We start from the raw sequence: 20,349 nt of genomic DNA on the forward strand, positions 1-20,349 counted from the left end.
TTGGATGCCGAAACAGAGCTTAAAACCAGTTCTCGTCTGTTGCTCTGTTTTTATCTTGTAACGGACTCGCAAGCCCTAGCCGAAGACATCATCTGAGCTAAATTTAATACTTTTTATAATTGTATACTAATACTTTTCGTTGAGTGGAAGTGGTGGTTGGGCTACGCATAACCACCACTTTGAAGTGTCTGTTCGCACTCAATAGTAAATCTGTATTTGATAACCCGCAACTTGGGTTACTAGTCATTACTCATTGTATCTTGCCATCTCTCACGCTTGGGCTTGCTCTCCACATCGCGCGATCGCGCCTCTTGCCAAGTCCCCCACATTAGAGATTGCTGCCTTTCAACATGGTTAATAAACTGCATGATTGACTGATCTGCTTTGATTGGAGTTTTCAAATCAAACTTAATTGTTTGGACAATCTTGATGTCACCCATGAGAAAGAATTTGCCTGCAATTTTAGTCAGCCATAATACAACTTGATTGGATAACCAACCAAAAAATCCTTTACGTTTCTTAGTAATCAACAGGATTTGACCTTCAGATTTTCCACCTTCGTGGAGGCGGACTGCAAACATCGTATGGACATGGAAGAAATCGGGGCCAAGTGTCACAATACCAATGCTACCGTACCAATAGCAAATACTGTAAGTTATGGCATTTTTGTAGCAAAAACGGAGGAGTTTAATAAAAGATGAATTGTCTTTAATGGGTGTAGTGTTACTAAAGATAATTGCATTTTCGTTCAGTTCCTGTCTTTCAAAAATAATTTCTATTGGCAGTTTGTGGACTGCATTGACATGTTGAGCATCAATCGCATTAATCATCACCACATTGGGGTGACAGTTCATCATAAAGTGAGAATGAATGGCAACATCATACTCTTTTTGCTCCAATTCTGGAATAAAAGGTAGGGGTTGTTGTGGTATTTCTCCAGTCCAAACCCAAATCATGCCGTACTTTTCAGCAGTAGGCCAAGTTTGTAACTTTAGGGAAAGCGGCGTATCTAAACATGGGATATCAATACACATCCCTTCAGCATCAAACTTCCAGTGATGAAAAAAACAACGGAGTGCATTACCCTCAACTTTGCCTTCAGCAAGGTGAGCGCCCATGTGTGGACAGTAGGCATCAAAGGTAGCTACTCTTCTGTCCTTACCACGGTAAATCACTAGTTCTCTGCCCAAAATCGTGACAGGTTTTACTTCACCTACCCGCAGATTTCGAGAGGGTATTACCCAATACCATCCTTCAATAAAACGCTCTGGATTATTGAAAGTTTTAGGTTTACGGGTTGAGCTAAAAGTCTGCGAGTTGAGATTCATTTTTATGGTTTCACTTGAGGTGAAGCAGTTGATCTAGAAGTAACATGCGAACTTAAAAAAAACAGTTACTTTCAGTACCGTGAGAAACAGTCACCCAAGAAACATTCGTGAGATTTTAAAATAAAGTACTTTTTCTCAATAAGTTAAAATACTCAAAAAAGCCTTAATCAGAATAATTCTGATGATATTGCGTTTGTCTAGACGGAGCGAGAATTTTTGAAAAAGAGTCAGGGGATCTCTTAGCTGGGAGCAAGGGGGATAGAAAAGAATGGGGATTCGACCCCACCTGAACAAAAGCCACTTAATGGAAGTGAGGGACTCAGACCCATGTTCCACTCTACTCCACGGCTCTCGATTGGGATCATTTCCCCCAGCTAATAGCCCCCTTCCTCCTGCCTCTTCGCTACGGTGTACACACATCTTTGTAGAAAACCAAAATCGTTGGAGATCCCCCTAAATCCCCCGATAAATTGGGGGACTTTGATTCTAGTTCCCCCTTTTTTTAAGGGGGGTTAGGGGGGATCAAAACGATATGGAATCAGGTGAGCAGACTTATGTGTACACCGTAGCTGCCTCTTCGTGGGAGTATCCACTTTTGGAAGAAACACCGAGCGATTGGAAATCGCGGGCAATCCGCCAAAACGGGATGCTCCCCCTCTTCGTTGAAAGAATTAGTTATTATTATTTTCAGACTGTAATAGAAAGGGTTAACTTAGCTACATAAGTCTTAGATTAATATAAATAAAATATTGCAACAATTTCTATCACTTTGTTGTATTGTTTTGAGAACAATTACTTTTAATAGCGATTTTTTAATGGTTGTAATTTAATTTGTATTGTAACTCATCTCCAAATAATCTGTCTTCAGCATTTTCATGAGATTTAATACAACTTTATACAAAAACACTTGGGATTTAACCTCTAATTAAACCATGTTAGTGATATAATACAGATGTCAAAATAAAATTGACAAATCGAATACTATATTTAGAGTTCAGTTAAAGATTGCTCAAACCTCTACTAGGTTAAAAGCGTTCTCTAATTATTAAGGTGTTCCAAATTTTTATAATCTGGATTGAAAAATCTGCAACAAGTACAATAACAATGGCATTATGGGGCTACTTTTAGTTTGCTAGTTCTAACTGTGAAAAGTAAGCAGGAGCAAATGTCAATATATGCTTTGTATCACTAAATGTTACATTTTTATTAAAGTAATTAACTGACTTAGAATCTCCAATTTTATAAATGCTAATCTTGATTTGGTCAAAAGCTGAATATTAAGCTATCCATTTATAAATAATTTATCAAAACAGAATTCAGGAGTCAGGAGCCAGAATGGGCGTTTAGCCCCTTCTGAATTCTTCTTCAATTTCACGCTAATCAAGTAGCAGTGCTAATTCGTACTGTTGTCTTTCAACGTCCTTATACAAGAGGAAGATAAGGACAAAGGTTAAAAGTAAAGGGTTTTGAGCCATTTTCCCTTTTCTGTAACTTTTACAAAAAATCCAAAGTATTTTTGCTACTTCTATCCTATTTTTAGGCGTGAAAAGTTGGAATTAAGAAGGAGCATTCATCATAGTAATGTTCATTTTGTAAGACTTTTAGCGCTTAATACTTCACATTTTATTGGAGGCTTTCATGCTTTCTTGGATTCGTCATTCTCTATTTACAACTCTTTTATCTGTCGGAGTTTTCCAGAGCCTTCCCGTACAGGCCCAGGACACTCTGATGTTTCATGGCAACCGTCAACGTTATGGCTGGAACAATGCAGAGACAATTCTTACTCCTGTACTCGTTCGCAATGGTGGCTTTAGTAGACTTTGGGACTCACCACGTTTTAACAGTGTAACTATTGGTGGAACCATCTATGCGCCTCATCTCTACGCGACACCCCTCTACGCCGATAATATTTTCATTTCCACAAGTTCTTTCACTGGAACTTTCAACGTTGTATTTGCTGCAACTAATAATGGCGATATCTATGCAGTCAATGCGTTTGCAAATGGTAGCGTTAAGCCTGGTACAGTACTCTGGCACACTAATTTAGGCACACCCGTCATTGTGCCAACCTCCTCGCTTCTTGAAGGCCCAATCCCAATGGGTGTCCTGAGTACCCCAGTAATCGACCGTACAAACTACTCTCCAGGGCGGCTTTATGTTGCTAGCGTTGTTGACAATGGCGCAGGCGGAGAGTGGCGTGTCTTTGCACTCAATCTGAGTAACGGTGCAACTGTTTCTGGTTGGCCGACCACAGGTGTTCCAATTAACAACATTGCATTGAATACAAACAACATTAACAAAAACGGTGGCAACGGGAAAGCAACTTTTGAAGCAGCAACTTTAATGTCACAGCGCGGAGCGCTCAATATTAGTTCCCTTGGCAGTAAGCTTTACGTTCCGTTTGGCGGCTACAATGACACTGCTGCTGGTTGGTTAGTTGCGATCGATACTGTTAAGGCAACGATCCTCAGTGCCTTCTCTGCTGGACAGTCGTCCAGGGAGGTTAACGGTGGTATGTGGGGCGCGGGCGGTGTCAGCATCGATAACGATAAGAATGTTTATGTAACGACAGGGAACAGTAGTCACCCGATTTATGACACTGCTGTTAATACCTGGGGGGAATCACTGCTTAAGTTCGACTCGCCGCTGAGTATGTTGACAGGCACTTACACGCCTTCTGACTATATCGCCTTAGAGATTGGCGATATTGATATCGGTGGTAGTTCTCCTATTGTTATTGACCTGAATCCAGCCACAACAGATGCACCAAAACTGGTTGCCTTCGGCGGCAAACAAGGGACTATTTACTTACTCAATCGGGCATCACTTCCAGGTAGCTTGACTAACCGTTCTGCAACCAGTTCTCCAGAAAAGTCATTACTTGCCTCGTCTATTACTCATCCGTTGAATGTCTTCAGTCCTGATTCCAGTTTGCGTGGGAATGCGGAATATGCAAAGATGCGTAGCACGCCAGCTTATTTTAATAACGGCACTACTGACTATTTGTATGTCTCAGGTGTTAGTAAAACAACTGATAGCGATGGTGGGGCAACAACAAAGAGTGTGCCTCCATCTATCGTGCGACTGCGTATTTCGCCATCTGGTGGTTATAACAATGGAGTTTCAGGGCGTTGGCCTTATCTGATCAACGATTTAAGTAACGATAATCTGCTGTTTCTTTCACCAGGCGCACCAGTAGTTACCAGCAATGGAAGCAATAACCCACTTGTTTGGGTGCTGGCGGCAAATGTGCGACGCTCAGACTCACTGGTAAGTCCTACCACACCTCATCCAATTCTTTATGCTATTGATGGTAAGGATCTTTCTTTGCTTTGGAACAGCGCCAATTCCTGGAATATCTGGAGCGATCAGACGACTTGGAATCAAAACGAGGCGCAACTTCAGGTAGGTGGAAAATATAGCACACCAACTGTTGCACATGGAGCAGTTTTCGTTGGTACTGACCGCATTCAAGCTTTTGGATTGCCTGCTACCAATGCCACAGTGCTAACTCCAACTGCTGACACCTATGTTCGTGATGGAACTTATGCTAATACCAACTTTGGTACTGCTAGTACACTTGAAGTGAAGACCACTTCTAATGCTGGTTTAAATCGCAACGCTTACTTTGCATTCAGCTTTAGCGGAGTCAGCAGCATCAGTCGGGCGACGCTACGCTTATGTGTCAATACGAACGATGGTACGAGGGTGCCGTTAGATGTTTTTACATCGACTCCGCTCTGGTCACAGAATACAATGACCTGGAACAATCAGCCTGGATTTAGCACATCGCCGCTCAATCCCACCTCCATTTTAGTTAATGGAACTCAGTATATCTGGTATGAATTCGATGTTACTAATTATGTACAGATGCAGAGGTCTGCCGGTGCGACAGCAATCAGCTTTGTCTTGCACAGTCAGAATAATGCTGGTACTAATATCAACCTTAAGTCTCGTGAAGCGAGTGTTAATCAACCACAGCTTGCGATCAATCCTTAAATCTGCCCGAAAACGAATTCTCGTTAGCCGGGGTGTTAGAAACTTGAAGTTTCTGTACCTCACCGAAGAAGCGGAGGGGCAGGGGGCAGGGAGCAGGGGGAACAAGCCCTGCCCTGGAGCCGTGGAGCGGAGCGGAACATGGGTATGAAGCCCCGCCCTTCTAGGGCGCTCTTACGCAAACCGAGAGTACAAGCTCCGTCTCGGTTTCCCCTTTGCTCCCTGCCCCCTGCTCCCCTGCCTCTTGTGACCTAAGCAAAGAGTTTTAACCAGTGTGAGTGGTTCAAGTTAGCACAACTTGAAGCGGTTCTTGCCAATCTAAATGCAACTGGGAGTGAGCATTGCCGCTATTAATGGCAATTTCTACCCAGCCGTGACTGCCAACTAAAGCTAGTATCTCTCCCACATTGACATCACTGTAAGTTTGACAACCTGGTATACTCAACTCAGCCGCTTGTACATACCAAGTTTTGCCTTGTACGTAACTGGCTGGAATATTGCTGACTAAATTGCCAAAGTGGTCAATATATTGAATGCAACCCACTACACCATTGCTTGTCTGCTTGCACTCGTCTATATCTAGTTTGACTAAACTTGCTGGATCAATTTCTTGTCCTAGCTGTTTGAGGGAGACACCACTAGCAAGACTAGCTGCCACTGGTGCAAAGATATCTCTACCGTGAAAAGTGTTGCTTGGTTGAGGAGTTCGCCAATAGTTAAGATTTGTAAGTTCGACGGCTGCGATCGCCGGACTTTGACTAAGTACCCCACTAAAGATACCATTATCTGGGCCTACTAGAAACCCTTGAGCAAATTCTACTGCGATCGCTCGTCGCTTGCTTCCCACTCCTGGATCTACTACTGCCAGATACACTGTCCCAACCGGGAAATAGGGATAAGCATTCATTAGGCAAAACCTGGCTGCGGCGATGTTTTGCGGCGGAATTTGGTGCGTTAGGTCTATCACCGTCAATCTGGGGTTGATTTGGGCTATGACTCCCTTCATTATGCCTACATAGATATCGCGATCGCCAAAATCGCTTAGAAAAGTCACGAGTAATTGTTGACCAATCCGCTTATCAGACATATTTTTGCTAAAATATACATTAAGTATTAAAATTCTGTAGCAACAGCTACAAAATATGTGCTATGTTAACAATAGCAGACATAAATTGAAAAATTAAAGAAGGTAATCACTATGAATCAAGTTAGACTACAAAGTGCCAGGAAAGCACGAGAAACCCACAGAGAGAGTATTCAAAAAAGCCTAGAGCATCGCTTACAAGTAGCCAGAGTAAAAGGCGACGAACAACTGATTCGTCAACTGGAAGCTGAAATGAGGTATTCCGGCTAAATTAAGTTTTCATTGTTCTTAGTTTGTTGTGTAACCCGCTACGGCGGGTTTTTTTTGTTCTTATACCAGGGCAAACGCATCTTATTTTCTAATAAAAACTAAAGAAGATTTAAAAATGACATAGATAATTGTAAAAATTGAGAATAGGATAAGAGTACTTCAAATAAAAAAATGCCCAATTGTCATTGCCAGCGAAGCAAAGCAATCGCAAAGACTGGGATTGCTTCTCTACGAGACGCTCCGCGAACGCTTCGTTATCAGTTAATACGCTATCTTCTAGGATGGTGAATATCAACAGAGTAAGAGTGAGAGTGGCGTATCAATTTGTGTTGATGAGGATGAATATGTGGTTCGGATTCTAGTATTGCTTGGTGATGGTTGTGCTGATGATGTTCATCGTGGACATGTGAGTGTTCGTGCCACATATTGTCATGGACCTGTTCATATTCATTTACTGGGAGCTTTAGGGTAAGTTGTACCACAACTAGCAGTGCTAAACTAACCAAGCTGCCATATAGAAATTCACCTTCAGGGAATTTGCTTCCCAGCCATCCAGCCAAAGGATAAGAAATTGCCCACCACAAGTGACTCCAAGCAAAGTGTGCGCCGTAAACACGTCCTTGGACGTCACGGGGAATGCGGTCTGCAATTAATGTCTGAGTGGGTAAGTTTACTAAGTTTTGTCCAAAACCAGCCACTAGCCACAAAACCATCAATACACTCAAAGAAGCGTAATTTGCAGGTAGTAGAGACAAAGTTATCAAAACCGCACCAAACGACACAAAACTTGTTCGGGAAAAGCGTTGACTGATTACACCAAAAGCTACTGCTGAAAGGGTTGCACCGATACCAAAAGCAGCCATTACCCAGCCGTACTGCACATTTCCTAGTTTCAGCGTCCCCTGGACATAGCCAACGGTATTGACTAAAATCTGCGCTCCGGCAATGGATGCAACCAACTGCATGAAGAGTGCGTATCGAATGGGTGCATCACTAAGAAGGCGGGTTGTACCGTCTTTGATGTCTCGCCAGGTTCTACCACTTGTACTTGATGGCTGTTGATTCGGCTCTACTCTTAACTGACCAGGTAAGGTAAAAATCAATACTGCCGCCACAAGGAAAGTTACGGCATCCAAAAAGAAAACTTGTCTTGCACCGATGAAAGCGGCGACGCTGCCAGCGATACCAGGGCCAAGTACTCCTAGTAATTGGTAGGTGGCACTGGAAAGAGCGATCGCACCTGCATAATCATTCTCACCCGTCACTAAAGGAATTGTAGCTTGGTAAGTCGGCGTGAAGAAAGCATTGAAGACGTTAAGAGCAAATATTAGGGCATACACTTGCCACACTTGCGTCACAAAAGGTAACAGACTTACAAGAACCATCCGTACACAATGCGTTGCTACCAGTATCGACTTGCGGTCAACACGGTCAGCTAAAGATCCTGCCAAGGGAGACAGCAAGACAAACGCAGTGATCCGCAACGTCAACGCAAAGGCAATTACAACCGCGCTATTATCTCCAGCTAACTCGAAAGCAAGCAGAGCCAAACCTACCCAAGTCAGCGCATCCCCTAATAAATTGGTGGTTTGAGCCGCGTAAAGCCGCGCAAACACAGGGTTTCTCAAACTGTGAAAGAGATGAAGCCTGTTCATCATAATCCGAGCAGTGTTTTTTAAAGCTAATTTATCCCTATTTTCTAGGGGGATATGTTTGTAACTTTAGTTATAACTTACTTTCAAACATATCCAGTAGGGGGGTATTTAATAATTTGTCATCTTGCCATGCTTTGGAAAAGCTTAAAATGGATGTAGCTTTTATCCTCTGGGGGGGGTATTAACGTGGTTCACTCCCAAAACAGACAAATTCTCAATCGTCTAGCCAGGATTAAGGGGCATATTGAAGGCATCTGTGAAATGGTAGAAGCTGAAAGACCCAGCCCTGACGTGATTTTACAGATTGTGGCGGTTCGTTCTGCCCTCAATAAAGTGGCTCAACTTATGTTGGTAGATTACATAGAGCATCGCCTGATTGAAGCGGCTGAAACTGGAGATTTTGAAACAGAGTTGTCTAATTTTCGTTCGGCTTTGGATTTACTGATCTAAGATGGACTAGAAAACCGGGATAAAAAAATTGAGTTGAAAGACTAAAAACCCTCACAATCACGTATGTATATACATAGAGAAAAGCATTGAAACTACGTCATTCTTCTTGTTCAACCATGTATATTCATCAAATGAATGCTACATACATAATAAGTGGATCTACGAGAAAATAAGCAGTTCCTGTCCGAGCATCTTCTAGGGTTATATAAATTGTTCTAGCTGCTTGTTGGTTTAGTGAATATCGGCTTGTCACAAACCAAGCGCCTCTATCGTCTTGATTATGTAAGCCAATCTATAACTGTGGGCGATCGCCATGACCGAACTACTCGCAATACTTGATCGTTTTCACACTGTGCTAACTCAAACTACCCCTAAAATTGCCAACCGCCTACAGACTGGATTAACCCGTGCTGAAATTGAGGCACAAATCGCTTCACTCTCATGGGAGTTTCCCCAGGATGGTTTCGACCTGTATCAATGGCATAATGGGCTATCTGCCAAGCCAGAAAAGTTGAATTTGGCAGAGAAATTACTCAGGCTCAAAGGAAAATGGCATGGGGAATTATCCGGTCGAGAGAACGAAATGCATCTAAAACTGGAAAATCGCCTCATTGTTGCCAAATTCTTGCCATTAGATTACGCCTTAGCAGGACATCGCCATCTAAAACTTGGCAGATGCTTAATCGATTTGCTGCCATTTTCTATCTTGACTGATGGCAAGGATACGATCTACTGCATGATGCGCTTAGACCGAGAGAAACCCGTCATCTATTGTGCCAACGGTACAAAACTGCCGCCGATGGGAGTGACTGAATCATTTTTATCAACACAGCCTCAATTTAGCCAATTGAGTGATTTAATCACATTTCTGATCGCAGTTTGTCAACAAGGGATTCAATCGATAGCAGCGAGTCAGGAGAGTTTAATAGATGCGATCGATTGTGAACTTAATTCGACGCAGCTTGAACAACTTTACCAACAATGTAAACGCTAAATCGTTGAACCGATCAGAAGTTTATGAGACAACACTTATGAAGCTACTTGAAGTTCAATCCAGTGTACGGTTAGAACAATCAATTTCTCGCACACTCAGTCACGAATTTATTCAAACATGGCAGAACTTCCATTCTGATGGACGCTATAAACAGCGAGATATTGGGATGAATCCTCCTGCTCATCCTACAGAACTGTGGACAACTGCAAACTATATTCCTCCAGATGTCGAACACCAGAGATGGAAATGGTACTTGCTGACTCCGAGCAACTGATTGAGGAGTTGCTGTGGGCAGATCGCCTATTACTCGGTGTGCCCATGTATAACTTTAGTGTTCCATCAACCTTTAAGGTGTATGTGGATAATATCGTTCGAGTTAATCGCACCTTTACGTTTGATCCAACCAGTTTTACCTTTGAAGGACTTGCGATCAACAAAAAGGCATTAGTGATTACTCCGAGTGCCGGAAATTTTACGCCCAATACGCCTCTAGGAAGTATGAATTTTTGTGAAACCTATTTGCGATCGATTTTGGGCTTTATTGGCATTGAAGACATCACAATTATTGCTGTCCCAAATCAGTTTATGCCTGATGAAATTCGGCAACAGAGTATTGAACAGGCACGAGTAAAGCTGATAACGATAGCGGCAACTTGGTAACTTATGAATCGATTAGACCTGTTCAATCAGTATCGATCCCTCCTGTTTGCGATCGCTTATCGAATGCTTGCAAGCGTGACTGAGGCAGAAGATATCGTGCAGGAAGCCTGGATTCGCTGGCAAAGTACTGAAAGTGTAGTGCAGTCTCCCAAAGCGTTTTTATCTAGTACCGTCACTCGTTTGTGTATCGACCATCTTCGATCTGCCCGGATGAAGCGAGAACAATACATAGGAACATGGTTGCCAGAGCCACTGATAACTGAACTAACGGATGTCAAAGACTGTGCTGAATTAGCAGAATCCCTTTCATTCGCATTTCTCATGCTGCTGGAACGCTTATCCCCAGAAGAAAGAGCGGTTTTTCTATTACGCGAAGTTTTCGATTATGACTACGAGGCGATCGCTAAGACTGTAGGCAAAAGTATTCCAAATTGTCGCCAGATTGTTTGTCGCGCCCGTCAGCATCTTGTGCTACGCAGACCGACGATCTCCCCAAATTGCCATGATAAAGACATCTTGGTTGAGCAATTTCTCGACTATTGGAATCACGGCGACGTACAGGGACTCATTGCACTCATGGCAGAAAATGTAACATTCTGGTCAGATGGAGGAGGTAAAGTTGTAGCAGCACAGAAACCATTGTATGGGTGTCTAAAAGTAGCTCGTTTTTTGGTGGCAATTCGACGCAGCCGATTAACACCTACGCTAGTTTCGCAGATTGTAGCAGTCAATGGTCAGCCTGGAGTTATGACTATTGTGGATGAAAAACCCCATAGTACTTTTAGTTTTGAGTTTGTAGGTGATAGAATTCGAGCAATTTATGCAGTGGTTAATCCAAACAAGCTAGCAGCAGTGAAATCATAGTTGAGTCGTTAGGCGGCAGCAGCACAACAACCCTATTGAATCTGACGTAGTTTTGTCGAGTTATCGGTAGAAATTACAGAACTGTTTCTAACCCCACTCTCCACCTCACACTTCTGGCTCAACACCCAAGGCTCGTAACTGTGCTGCCAAGCGTTCAGCCCGTTGCAGAGCAGTTTCTTTAGCTTCTCGCTCAAGTTCAGCTCGTAAGCATTCTTGTTCGGCTCGTTCTGCACCAGTAGGAATTATATTCCCCGTCGCGTCACACCACCTCAGCCAAATATCCCGCTTACCTTCATACGCACCTTCCCACAAACATAAACCTAGCTCAACTTCAGTCAGCCATTGTTCACTCATGAGTATATATTGTCGCCCACGCAACTCGTACATCTGTAGAACTTCACCACCAAGTTGCCGAGTTGGCTCAAAGATAATGTAGTACATTACCCGCATCCTGGCATACTCTAAGATTTTCCGTCCTGTTTCATTGCCTTCTCGATTTGAAACAATTTCAATCACCACCTCTGGCGGTTTACCAAAATCCCAGAAGAAATAAGAGCGATGCCGTCTTTCCCACCAGTTCTCAGCTACTTGTACATCCAGGCTCAAAAATACATCAGGTACAGTTGGCGGTTGCTTGTTACTGGGAAACAACCCCACATTGGCAGCCACGAGAAACCCTTGGGCATTACTTGGCCCGTTCCAAGAACTGTAAAGTGTTTCTGTCAGCAGCCGTTGTTGTTTTTCAGATGGGAGATTATCCAAGGGTTCATCGTCCTCTGTCACCAGATGACTAACATCTGGTAACAAATCTTCTGGTAATAAGCCAGTGTCTGTCAAGATGATAGATTCACTCATAAGAAATTCTGGGGGTAGCAGCTTAATTCTATTTTGACAGCAGCATTAATTTTCTTCATCCTACCAATAGATTTTCTACACTTACTGTTGTCGTCATGGTTGCTACCTGGATAATCGTACTATATTGCGATTGTAAAAAATCCGATATCGATCAATATATAGCAATCCTATATAAATTGTGAGAAATGGAATGAGGACGAACCGCCAAGTACGCCAAGTACGCCAAGGAAAAGAGAATAAAAACAGAATCCCAAAATCTCACGAATGATTTAGGAGTGCTATGGTACTGAAACACTTTCAAGATGATTAATATTAGCTAAGAAAACTTCCATTAAATTGGTTAATGGGGACTGGGAAGATTTGAATGGGGATTTACACCCCAACCAAATCTTACTTAGACAATTTTTTAGTTTGCTAAGACTTTGGTTTATAAGTTGAAGCAACGTGCAATTCTTTCAACTGTTTAGCATCTACACTTGAAGGCGCATCTGTTAACAAACAACGTGCTTGTTGTGTCTTCGGAAAAGCAATGACATCTCGAATAGATTCTTCTCTAGCTAGCAACATTACCAAACGATCTAAACCGTAGGCGATGCCACCATGCGGCGGTGTACCATATTCAAATGCTTCTAAGAGAAAGCCAAATTTACTTTGTGCTTCTTCAGGAGATAAACCAATTGCTTCAAACACTTGCTGTTGAATTTCTCGCTGATAAATTCGCAGACTTCCGCCACCAACTTCTACGCCGTTGAGTACCAAGTCGTAAGCTTGGGCGCGTGCTGTCTTTAAGTCGCTCAAATCATCAGGATGCGGTGCTGTAAATGGGTGGTGTAGTGCTTCTAGACGCTTTTCGTCAGCATTCCACTCGAACATCGGGAAATCTGTAATCCAGAGTAAGTTGATTTTTTCTGGATCGATTAAATCAAACTCTTTAGCGATCGCTTGCCGTAATCTATCTAATGTCTTATTAACTGTAGCAGCTTCCCCTGCCCCAAACAACAGCAGATGTCCAGCTTTTGCACCTGTGCGGCGTAAAATTTCTTGTTTTTGTTCTTCGCTGAGGTTATCTTTAATCGCGCCAATGGTGTCAATTTCGCCATCATCTCTAACACGGATATAAGCTAAACCTTTAGCACCGGCTTCGCTGGCTTCTTTAAATAAGTCACCACCTGGTTTAATGCGGACGTTAGAAATTACATCGTTACCGTTATGAATGGGCAAGATTTTGACGATACCACCATTGGTAACAGTGTCCCGAAAGACTTTGAAACCAGAGTCTTTGACAATATCTGAGACATCAACTAATTCCAAACCATAGCGGGTATCTGGTTTATCACTACCGTAGCGTTCCATCCCCTCAGCGTAAGTCAGACGGGGAAAAGGGCGCTGTAACTCAATACCTTTAACTGTTTTGAAGATATGGCAAACTAAGTTCTCGTTTAGTTCGATAATTTCTTCTTGGGACATGAAGCTCATTTCCATGTCCAACTGGGTAAATTCCGGTTGTCTGTCGGCGCGTAAATCTTCGTCACGAAAGCAACGGGCAATTTGATAATATCTATCTAAGCCGGATACCATCAGCAATTGTTTAAATAGCTGGGGTGATTGCGGCAAAGCATACCACTCACCAGGATTGACGCGACTGGGTAGAACATAATCCCGCGCTCCTTCTGGGGTAGAACGGGTAAGTATTGGGGTTTCGACTTCGATAAAACCTTCCAAATCTTCGAGATAACGCCGCATGGCTTTAACAATTTGATGACGCAGTTGCAAATTTTGCGCCATGCGTTCGCGTCGCAAATCCAAATAACGATATTTCAGCCGCAAGTCTTCCCGCACTGTCTCGGTGTCAGCTACGGAAACTTGGAAAGGTAACTGTTTGCGGACAGCATTCAGGAGTTCAATTTTATCGGCGTAGATTTCCACTTCGCCTGTGGGGATGCGGGTATTTAGCGATTCTTCGGGACGTTGCGTTACTCTACCCGTGATTTCGACAACATATTCATTTCGCAGGGTGTTCGCATATTCGTAAGAATCTGGTGTGCGTTGAGGATCGCTGACAATTTGGACAATTCCAGAGCGATCGCGTAAATCTAAAAATATCACACCACCGTGATCGCGGCGACGGTCTACCCATCCGTAAAAGGTAACTGTTTCTCCAATATGTTCTTTTCGGAGTTCGCCGCAATAATGAGTTCGCATAAGTGTTAGTTCTGTTTGTCTGGGCTAGATTGGCAAGAAAATGTCAAAGCCTTCCCATTATCTAGCATCAATAGTAATTGTAGTAGTTATGGTGAAATAAAAAATGGAATAATCTCACAATATATATAGGAGAATCAATGACACCAGAAGAGTAAGTTTTACCTATTTTTACAATAGCTCACGGAATTCATCACGGCTAATCTGACAGTCACGGAGTATCTGTGCTAACAAACCAGAACCAATTGTTTCACCAGAATGCACCGGAACAACAGTTCGACGGGGACCATCCCAATTTTGCCAAAAGACACAGGATTGGTACAAAAACCCTGTACAAACCTCTTTCCTTGGCGTACTTGGCGTACTTGGTGAACCAGCGCTGTAGGCGGGTTTCCCACCGTAAGCGACTGGTGAACCCGAAGGGCGGTTCGTTATTTCATTATTGGCCTAAGCCAAAATCCCGTATAAAAATAAACTTGCACATTTGCGATGCTCCCGTTCGACGACCATCACTGTGTATCAAAAAATAGTGACTACCTCAGATTCTTGCTACCTCAAAACCTGCTTTTTTTAAAGCTGTAATTACTTCCCGTCCAGTCAAACTCGGTAGCTTGCTCATCCTTAAACAGAAACCCTCTGCACACCGATAAACTCTAATGCTTCGGCGTTTTCTTGTTCAACCTCTAAACAAAGTTTAATAGCTTCTTTAATCCGTTCTATCAGTTCGTCTAGAGATTTGGCTTGGGTGTGACATCCAGCAAGACTAGGCATGGAGGCAACAAAATAACCCTCAGAGTCGCGTTCTATAATGACGTTAAATTCTCTGGTCATCTGGAGGTTGTTGTTTAGTTGGGTAATCTAATTTTAGAGTAGTTGAGTAGCTGCGATCGCCAAAAGAAAGATTTATGCTCAATCAAGGTTTGGCTGTTTTGATGGCTGATATGGATAAGAAGCAACAGGAAAGTGAAAAGCTATGACAAAGACAGCAGCAATTACAGAAGCGATTACCAGCTTAACGAATGCCCATAACCGATTCGGCTTAGTCCGCATTGAAGACGAGCAGTTTTTTCCAGAGTGGTTTGAGGGATTACCTCAAATTACTGAAGCTGAAAAAACCTCCCTGGATGTATTGCGGCGCAGATATCTATATCATCGTGGCGAAGGTGACTTGTTAGAGGGCACAGTGATGTTGTTGGTGGTGTCTCCCTTACTTGCGATCGCAGGATTTTACGATCCTCCCTTTAAAATTGCCGCCGAGTCATCAGTAGAGTTAGTGCTGAATGATGGAGAAGAAATACTGCGTGGAAGGATTGACGTTTTAGTGCTGCAAAATCAGTTGTGGGTCATGGTGTTAGAGTCTAAAAAAACCACCCTTTCGGTTTGGTCAGCTTTGCCACAAGCATTAGCTTATTTAACGGCGAACCCTCATCCTGATAAACCTGTGTTTGGGATGGTGACTAACGGTGACGATATTTTATTTATTAAATTAACACAAACACCTACTCCTCAATACGATCTGTCGCGGGTGTTTGCTTTATTTACCTCTGCTAGAGAGGTCTATGAAATATTGCAAATTCTCAAGCGTATTGGTCAAGCGATTGCTCCTGTATTATGACTGAATAATTAGTAAACAGAACTTGAAGCACCAAAATTAGTGAGTAATGTTGCAAAGTAGACTACTCCTGTTATGAGTTAGACCGCTCCCATAAGTTGTGGAAACACTCCCATAAGTTGTGGAACCACTCCCATAAGTTGTGGAACCGCTCCCATAAGTTGTGGAACCGCTCCCATAAGTTGTGGAACCGCTCCCATAAGTTGTGGAACCGCTCCCGTCACGAGATAGACCGCTACAGTTGCAATGTTAATAACTACAGCTTAAACAAATACTATCAACGAGTTACCCGCGTCTCTCGAACCAGAGAAACCAGGAATTAAAGAATTGTTGACGCAATTGCAAGCAGCAATTGAGGCTGATACAAACTTACCTCAAGAAGATAAAGCTGAAGCATTAGAACAAGTGAAAGCTTTAGCAGAAGCCGGGAAAAATCCCCAAGAAGGTGCGATGCAAAAGGCGGCGAAAACGGCTATAAAGATTTTAAAAGGTACAATTTCTAGTTTACCCAGTGCCACAAAGTTGGTTGAACAATGCAGCAATCTATTGCCGTTGATTTCAACTTTTTTGGGTTTAGGGTAGCGTGTCAAATTAAGACCCGACGAATGGAATAGAGCCTCCAGCACGCCAAGGGCGAACGCGGCTATACAAACAAAGCTAAGAGAAAATTAAGGTTTTTTTTAACCCGCGCAGGCGGGTTTTGCCTGTGTAGACGCGGTTTCTAACCGCCCTTTTATCTGCTTTTATGTACATCGCACCCTTCACCCCCATTCAATATCAGAGATTAAGGTAAAATTATAAGTAAAAATATTAAGAAATTTAAAGAAACTAATCAATGTCCAGCATACCTCTTGACAAAAGTAACTCTCGCGTTATCGTTATCGGTGCAGGAATAGGTGGACTAACTGCTGGAGCATTATTAGCTCATAGAGGTTACAGCGTTTTAATTTTAGATCAAGCCCTTGTACCAGGAGGCTGTGCTTCGACGTTTAAACGCCAGGGATTTACCTTTGATGTGGGTGCAACTCAAGTCGCAGGATTGGAACCAGGGGGAATTCACCACCGCATTTTCTCAGAATTGTCAATAGATTTACCAGAAGCAACGCCTTGCGATCCTGCTTGTGCGGTATATTTACCTGGGGAAAGCACACCGATTAATGTCTGGCGCGACCAAGAGAAATGGCAAGAGGAACGACAAAAACAGTTCCCCGGTAGCGAACCGTTTTGGCAATTGATGGCAACTTTGTTTAATGCCAGTTGGGAATTTCAAGGACGCGACCCGGTGCTACCACCACGTAATTTATGGGATTTGTGGCAACTAGCGCAAGCGGTGCGTCCCAGTACATTAATTACCGTCCCCTTCACTTTATTTACGGTAGGAGATGCTTTACGGTTATGTGGATTGGGAAATGACCAGCGACTGAGAACTTTTTTAGATTTGCAACTAAAGCTATACTCTCAGGTGGATGCAGAGAAAACAGCATTACTTTATGCTGCCACAGCGTTGAGTGTATCCCAACTGCCCCAAGGATTGTTTCACCTCCAGGGAAGTATGCAAGTATTAAGCGATCGCTTGGTACAATCTTTAGAAAGAGATGGCGGCAAGTTGTTGATGCGCCACACTGTAGAAGAAATCAAAGTAGAAAACGGTAAGGCTACTGCTGTTGTAATTAAAAATCAGAAAACTGGCGAAGTCTGGACAGAAGCAGCCAACCACATAGTTAGCAACGTCACCGTGCAAAACTTGGTGCAGTTATTGGGAGAAAAAGCGCCATCTGGATATAAAAACCGGGTGGAAAAATTACCCCAAGCATCGGGTGCGTTTGTGGTGTATTTGGGTGTAGATGCTAGCGCGATTCCGACTGGGTGTCCTCCCCACTTGCAATTTCTGTATGATGCTGATGGCCCAATTGGCGAGAATAATTCCCTATTTGTTTCCGTTAGTCATCCTGGAGACGGCCGCGCACCGGAAGGGAAAGCGACAATTATTGCTTCTTCATTTGTCGATCCTGCACAGTGGTGGCAGACTGAAGATTATGAAGGACTAAAAGAAAAGTTTACCCAAGAAGCGATCGCTCGGCTTGCCCAATACTTCTATCTCAAACCAGAAACGATTATTCATCAAGAAGCGGCAACACCCCGCACTTTTGCTCATTTCACAGCCCGCGATCGCGGTATAGTTGGCGGTGTTGGTCAAAGGATTCCCACCTTTGGCCCCTTTGGATTCGCCAATCGGACACCAATCCAGCATTTGTGGTTAGTTGGTGACTCCACCCATCCCGGCGAAGGTACTGCTGGGGTAAGTTATTCGGCGCTGACAGTAGTCAGGCAAATCGAATCGCAAAAACTTCTCAACTCACATCTTGCACCTAGCCCTAGCGATTAGAAATCGCGGCTATACAAACGAAGTCCGCCTGCGCGGACTAACGCAAAATCAATGTTTTCAACCCGCGCAGGTGGTCACTGAGCTTGCCGAAGTACGGGTTTTGCCTGTGTAGCCGCGACTTCCAGTCGCCTGGTGCAAGATATAAGTCAATTACCAATAATCGAAAAGTCCTCCTTCCTTGGCTGGCAAGTCATACTTATAACCGATGGCAAACAGGACACAAAACTGATGAAATAAGGTTAGTGTTGCTAATCTGGAGTAATGACAGATAGAGTTTTAATTCTTGGTGGACGGGGGCGGATTGGTAGCAGTGTTGCTCAGGATATAGCTACCCATACGCAGGCTAAAATTACAATTACTGGACGTTCTGCGGAGTTTGGTAGGGCTGTTAGCTTGTCTTCAGGAGGACAAGTGCAGTTTTTGGTATTGGACTTGGTAGAGGTTGACAAGTTGCGAGATGCGATCGCAAACTCTAACTTAGTCATCCATTGTGCTGGGCCATTTCACTATCGAGATACTAATGTTCTCGAAACCTGTATTGCTGAAGGCGTTAATTATGTAGATGTCAGCGACCATCGTTCCTATACCAGCAAAGCTCTAAATTTTCATGAACAAGCTGCTGCTGCTGGTGTGACAGCAATTATTAATACTGGCATTTTTCCTGGTATTTCTAACAGCATGGTACGTCAAGGTGTTGAACAATTTGATAAACCAGAAAAGATCCATTTAAGTTATTTAGTTTCGGGTTCTGGTGGTGCTGGCATTACAGTCATGCGGACAACTTTTTTAGGATTGCAGTATCCTTTTGAGGCTTGGATAGATGGAAAATGGGAGATAATCAAGCCTTATAGCGAAAGAGAAATAGTTGAGTTTCCATCCCCATATCAACGCAGTGGAGTTTACTGGTTTGATATGCCAGAAACCTTTACATTGCCCAAGGCTTTCCCATCAGTAAAAACTGTAATTACTAAGTTTGGCTCTGTTCCCGATTTTTACAATCACCTAACTTGGATTGCGGCACACGTTTTCCCTAAATGGTTAATGCAGCGTCGTTACATGATTGAATTTCTGTCTCATGTCAGCCATTCGATGACAGATGTCACTAATAATTTTAGTGGGATTGGGGTAGCAGTTCGTTCAGAAGTTACAGGACAAAAAAATGGTAAAACTGCCGTTTATTGTTCAACTGTAGTGCATGAAAATACAGCGATAGCTTCTGGTTGTGGCACAGGTAGTATTGCCCAATTGTTGCTAGAAGGTAAACTCAAGAAACCAGGTGTTTTTCCTGTGGAAGAAGCACTGCCAACAGATTTATTTGAAGAAGCAATGCAAAGTCGAGGAATTAAAGTTGCTCATAATTGGTTATAAGAGATTTCCAAGAGTGGGCAACATGAGCTTAACTGAACTATAGGTAAAAATTAATATACCCTGCGGTAGAAGGAAGAAATGTACCTAAACACTTAGGATGCCTGTGAGCCTTAAATATTGAATGTATTTATACATGACCAACGGCTCATCAGAGAAAACTAGGAGTGCTATTCCATGCAAAAAATTCTATTAACTTTAAAACAAGCGTTACGTTCAAGCTTTTTAATTGTTTGTTTGATGGTTTCCATCAGCTTGTCAGGTTCATTTCTTTTCGTTCAGCAAGCTAATGCAACTACACTTGAAGAATTGAAACTAATACCTCCAGATTATAAACCAAATTCTGAAGAAGAAATTAATCGCGCTAACGAATATGACCCAGGTGTTGGCGTTCAAGAAGAAGAACGAGAAGAAGCTTATGAGCAAGCGATAAAAGATTCAAAGAATCTTAATACTATAGAGAAGACTTACGAAAGGAATTTGAAGGCTGAACAAGAACAAAATCCCCCAGAAAGTTTTGGTGAAAAAGCTAAAGAAGTTATTGAAAAGGTGACAGGTAAATAGAGAATATAGACCTAACCCTCTCTTTGGAGGCTACGATGTACGCTGTATACACAAGTCTGAAATAGCT

The 20,349-nt window shown here is 42.9% G+C and carries 18 protein-coding genes and 1 pseudogene; 12 read left to right on the forward strand and 7 right to left on the reverse strand.

Features of this window, described 5'->3' with window-relative positions; genetic code table 11:
* Positions 1 to 239 precede the first annotated feature (239 nt).
* Positions 240 to 1,328 (reverse strand): aromatic ring-hydroxylating dioxygenase subunit alpha, encoded by a 1,089-nt coding sequence (locus HWQ36_RS11160; protein ID WP_292702006.1) that lies wholly within the window; start codon positions 1,326 to 1,328, stop codon positions 240 to 242.
* A gap of 1,638 nt (positions 1,329 to 2,966) precedes the next feature.
* Between HWQ36_RS11160 and HWQ36_RS11165 the strand changes: the two genes are divergently transcribed.
* Positions 2,967 to 5,327: a DNRLRE domain-containing protein gene (locus tag HWQ36_RS11165; RefSeq protein ID WP_292702008.1), complete on the forward strand. Its 2,361-nt coding sequence runs from the start codon at positions 2,967 to 2,969 to the stop codon at positions 5,325 to 5,327.
* A 280-nt stretch (positions 5,328 to 5,607) separates the two neighbouring features.
* Here HWQ36_RS11165 and HWQ36_RS11170 read toward each other — a convergent pair whose 3' ends face one another.
* Entirely contained in the window at positions 5,608 to 6,411 is an 804-nt protein-coding gene (locus HWQ36_RS11170; protein ID WP_292702010.1) for an SAM-dependent chlorinase/fluorinase, read from the reverse strand.
* Positions 6,412 to 6,522: 111 nt separating this feature from the next.
* Here HWQ36_RS11170 and HWQ36_RS11175 point away from each other — a divergent pair, with 111 nt between their 5' ends.
* Positions 6,523 to 6,678: a hypothetical protein gene (locus HWQ36_RS11175; RefSeq protein ID WP_292702013.1), complete on the forward strand. Its 156-nt coding sequence runs from the start codon at positions 6,523 to 6,525 to the stop codon at positions 6,676 to 6,678.
* A gap of 269 nt (positions 6,679 to 6,947) precedes the next feature.
* On the opposite strand, the gene HWQ36_RS11180 is transcribed toward HWQ36_RS11175, so the two are convergent.
* A complete protein-coding gene (locus HWQ36_RS11180) occupies positions 6,948 to 8,333 on the reverse strand; it encodes an MFS transporter (RefSeq protein WP_292702173.1) in 1,386 nt (461 codons plus the stop codon).
* A 186-nt stretch (positions 8,334 to 8,519) separates the two neighbouring features.
* On the opposite strand from HWQ36_RS11180, the gene HWQ36_RS11185 reads away from it, so the two are divergent.
* From HWQ36_RS11185 to HWQ36_RS11205, 5 genes are all read left to right on the forward strand, one after another.
* Positions 8,520 to 8,783 (forward strand): metal-sensing transcriptional repressor, encoded by a 264-nt coding sequence (locus HWQ36_RS11185; RefSeq protein WP_292702016.1) that lies wholly within the window; start codon positions 8,520 to 8,522, stop codon positions 8,781 to 8,783.
* Between the two features lie 313 nt (positions 8,784 to 9,096).
* Positions 9,097 to 9,777: a hypothetical protein gene (locus HWQ36_RS11190; RefSeq protein WP_292702019.1), complete on the forward strand. Its 681-nt coding sequence runs from the start codon at positions 9,097 to 9,099 to the stop codon at positions 9,775 to 9,777.
* Between the two features lie 37 nt (positions 9,778 to 9,814).
* Positions 9,815 to 10,051, forward strand: coding sequence for a hypothetical protein (locus HWQ36_RS11195; protein WP_292702021.1), 237 nt, complete (start codon positions 9,815 to 9,817; stop codon positions 10,049 to 10,051).
* Positions 10,024 to 10,437: an NAD(P)H-dependent oxidoreductase gene (locus tag HWQ36_RS11200; protein ID WP_292702023.1), complete on the forward strand. Its 414-nt coding sequence runs from the start codon at positions 10,024 to 10,026 to the stop codon at positions 10,435 to 10,437. Before HWQ36_RS11195 ends, HWQ36_RS11200 begins: the two co-directional genes overlap by 28 nt.
* 3 nt (positions 10,438 to 10,440) lie before the next feature.
* A complete protein-coding gene (locus HWQ36_RS11205; protein ID WP_292702026.1) occupies positions 10,441 to 11,301 on the forward strand; it encodes an RNA polymerase sigma-70 factor in 861 nt (286 codons plus the stop codon).
* Positions 11,302 to 11,406: 105 nt separating this feature from the next.
* Here the strand turns inward: HWQ36_RS11205 and HWQ36_RS11210 are convergent, their stop codons facing one another.
* The 4 genes from HWQ36_RS11210 to HWQ36_RS11225 form a co-directional block, all read right to left on the reverse strand.
* Positions 11,407 to 12,156: a Uma2 family endonuclease gene (locus HWQ36_RS11210; RefSeq protein WP_292702029.1), complete on the reverse strand. Its 750-nt coding sequence runs from the start codon at positions 12,154 to 12,156 to the stop codon at positions 11,407 to 11,409.
* Between the two features lie 414 nt (positions 12,157 to 12,570).
* Positions 12,571 to 14,358, reverse strand: a complete 1,788-nt coding sequence (aspS, locus tag HWQ36_RS11215) for an aspartate--tRNA ligase (protein ID WP_292702031.1) — start codon at positions 14,356 to 14,358, stop codon at positions 12,571 to 12,573.
* A 168-nt stretch (positions 14,359 to 14,526) separates the two neighbouring features.
* Positions 14,527 to 14,679 (reverse strand): type II toxin-antitoxin system HicA family toxin, encoded by a 153-nt coding sequence (locus HWQ36_RS11220; protein WP_292702033.1) that lies wholly within the window; start codon positions 14,677 to 14,679, stop codon positions 14,527 to 14,529.
* Positions 14,680 to 14,976: 297 nt separating this feature from the next.
* A complete protein-coding gene (locus HWQ36_RS11225; RefSeq protein ID WP_292702036.1) occupies positions 14,977 to 15,186 on the reverse strand; it encodes a type II toxin-antitoxin system HicB family antitoxin in 210 nt (69 codons plus the stop codon).
* A gap of 142 nt (positions 15,187 to 15,328) precedes the next feature.
* On the opposite strand from HWQ36_RS11225, the gene HWQ36_RS11230 reads away from it, so the two are divergent.
* The 5 genes and pseudogenes from HWQ36_RS11230 (at position 15,329) to HWQ36_RS11250 (ending at position 20,282) form a co-directional block, all read left to right on the forward strand.
* A complete protein-coding gene (locus HWQ36_RS11230; RefSeq protein WP_292702039.1) occupies positions 15,329 to 15,970 on the forward strand; it encodes a type I restriction endonuclease in 642 nt (213 codons plus the stop codon).
* A gap of 264 nt (positions 15,971 to 16,234) precedes the next feature.
* A pseudogene (locus HWQ36_RS11235) lies at positions 16,235 to 16,549 on the forward strand (hypothetical protein); the annotation flags it as partial.
* Positions 16,550 to 16,802: 253 nt separating this feature from the next.
* Positions 16,803 to 18,353 (forward strand): C-3',4' desaturase CrtD, encoded by a 1,551-nt coding sequence (gene crtD, locus HWQ36_RS11240; protein ID WP_292702042.1) that lies wholly within the window; start codon positions 16,803 to 16,805, stop codon positions 18,351 to 18,353.
* Between the two features lie 261 nt (positions 18,354 to 18,614).
* Entirely contained in the window at positions 18,615 to 19,721 is a 1,107-nt protein-coding gene (locus tag HWQ36_RS11245; RefSeq protein WP_292702045.1) for a saccharopine dehydrogenase NADP-binding domain-containing protein, read from the forward strand.
* Between the two features lie 174 nt (positions 19,722 to 19,895).
* Positions 19,896 to 20,282 (forward strand): hypothetical protein, encoded by a 387-nt coding sequence (locus HWQ36_RS11250; RefSeq protein ID WP_292702047.1) that lies wholly within the window; start codon positions 19,896 to 19,898, stop codon positions 20,280 to 20,282.
* The last annotated feature ends 67 nt before the right edge of the window (positions 20,283 to 20,349 follow it).

The organism is Nostoc sp. NMS2, from assembly GCF_017115105.1.
Taxonomy (GTDB): domain Bacteria; phylum Cyanobacteriota; class Cyanobacteriia; order Cyanobacteriales; family Nostocaceae; genus Nostoc.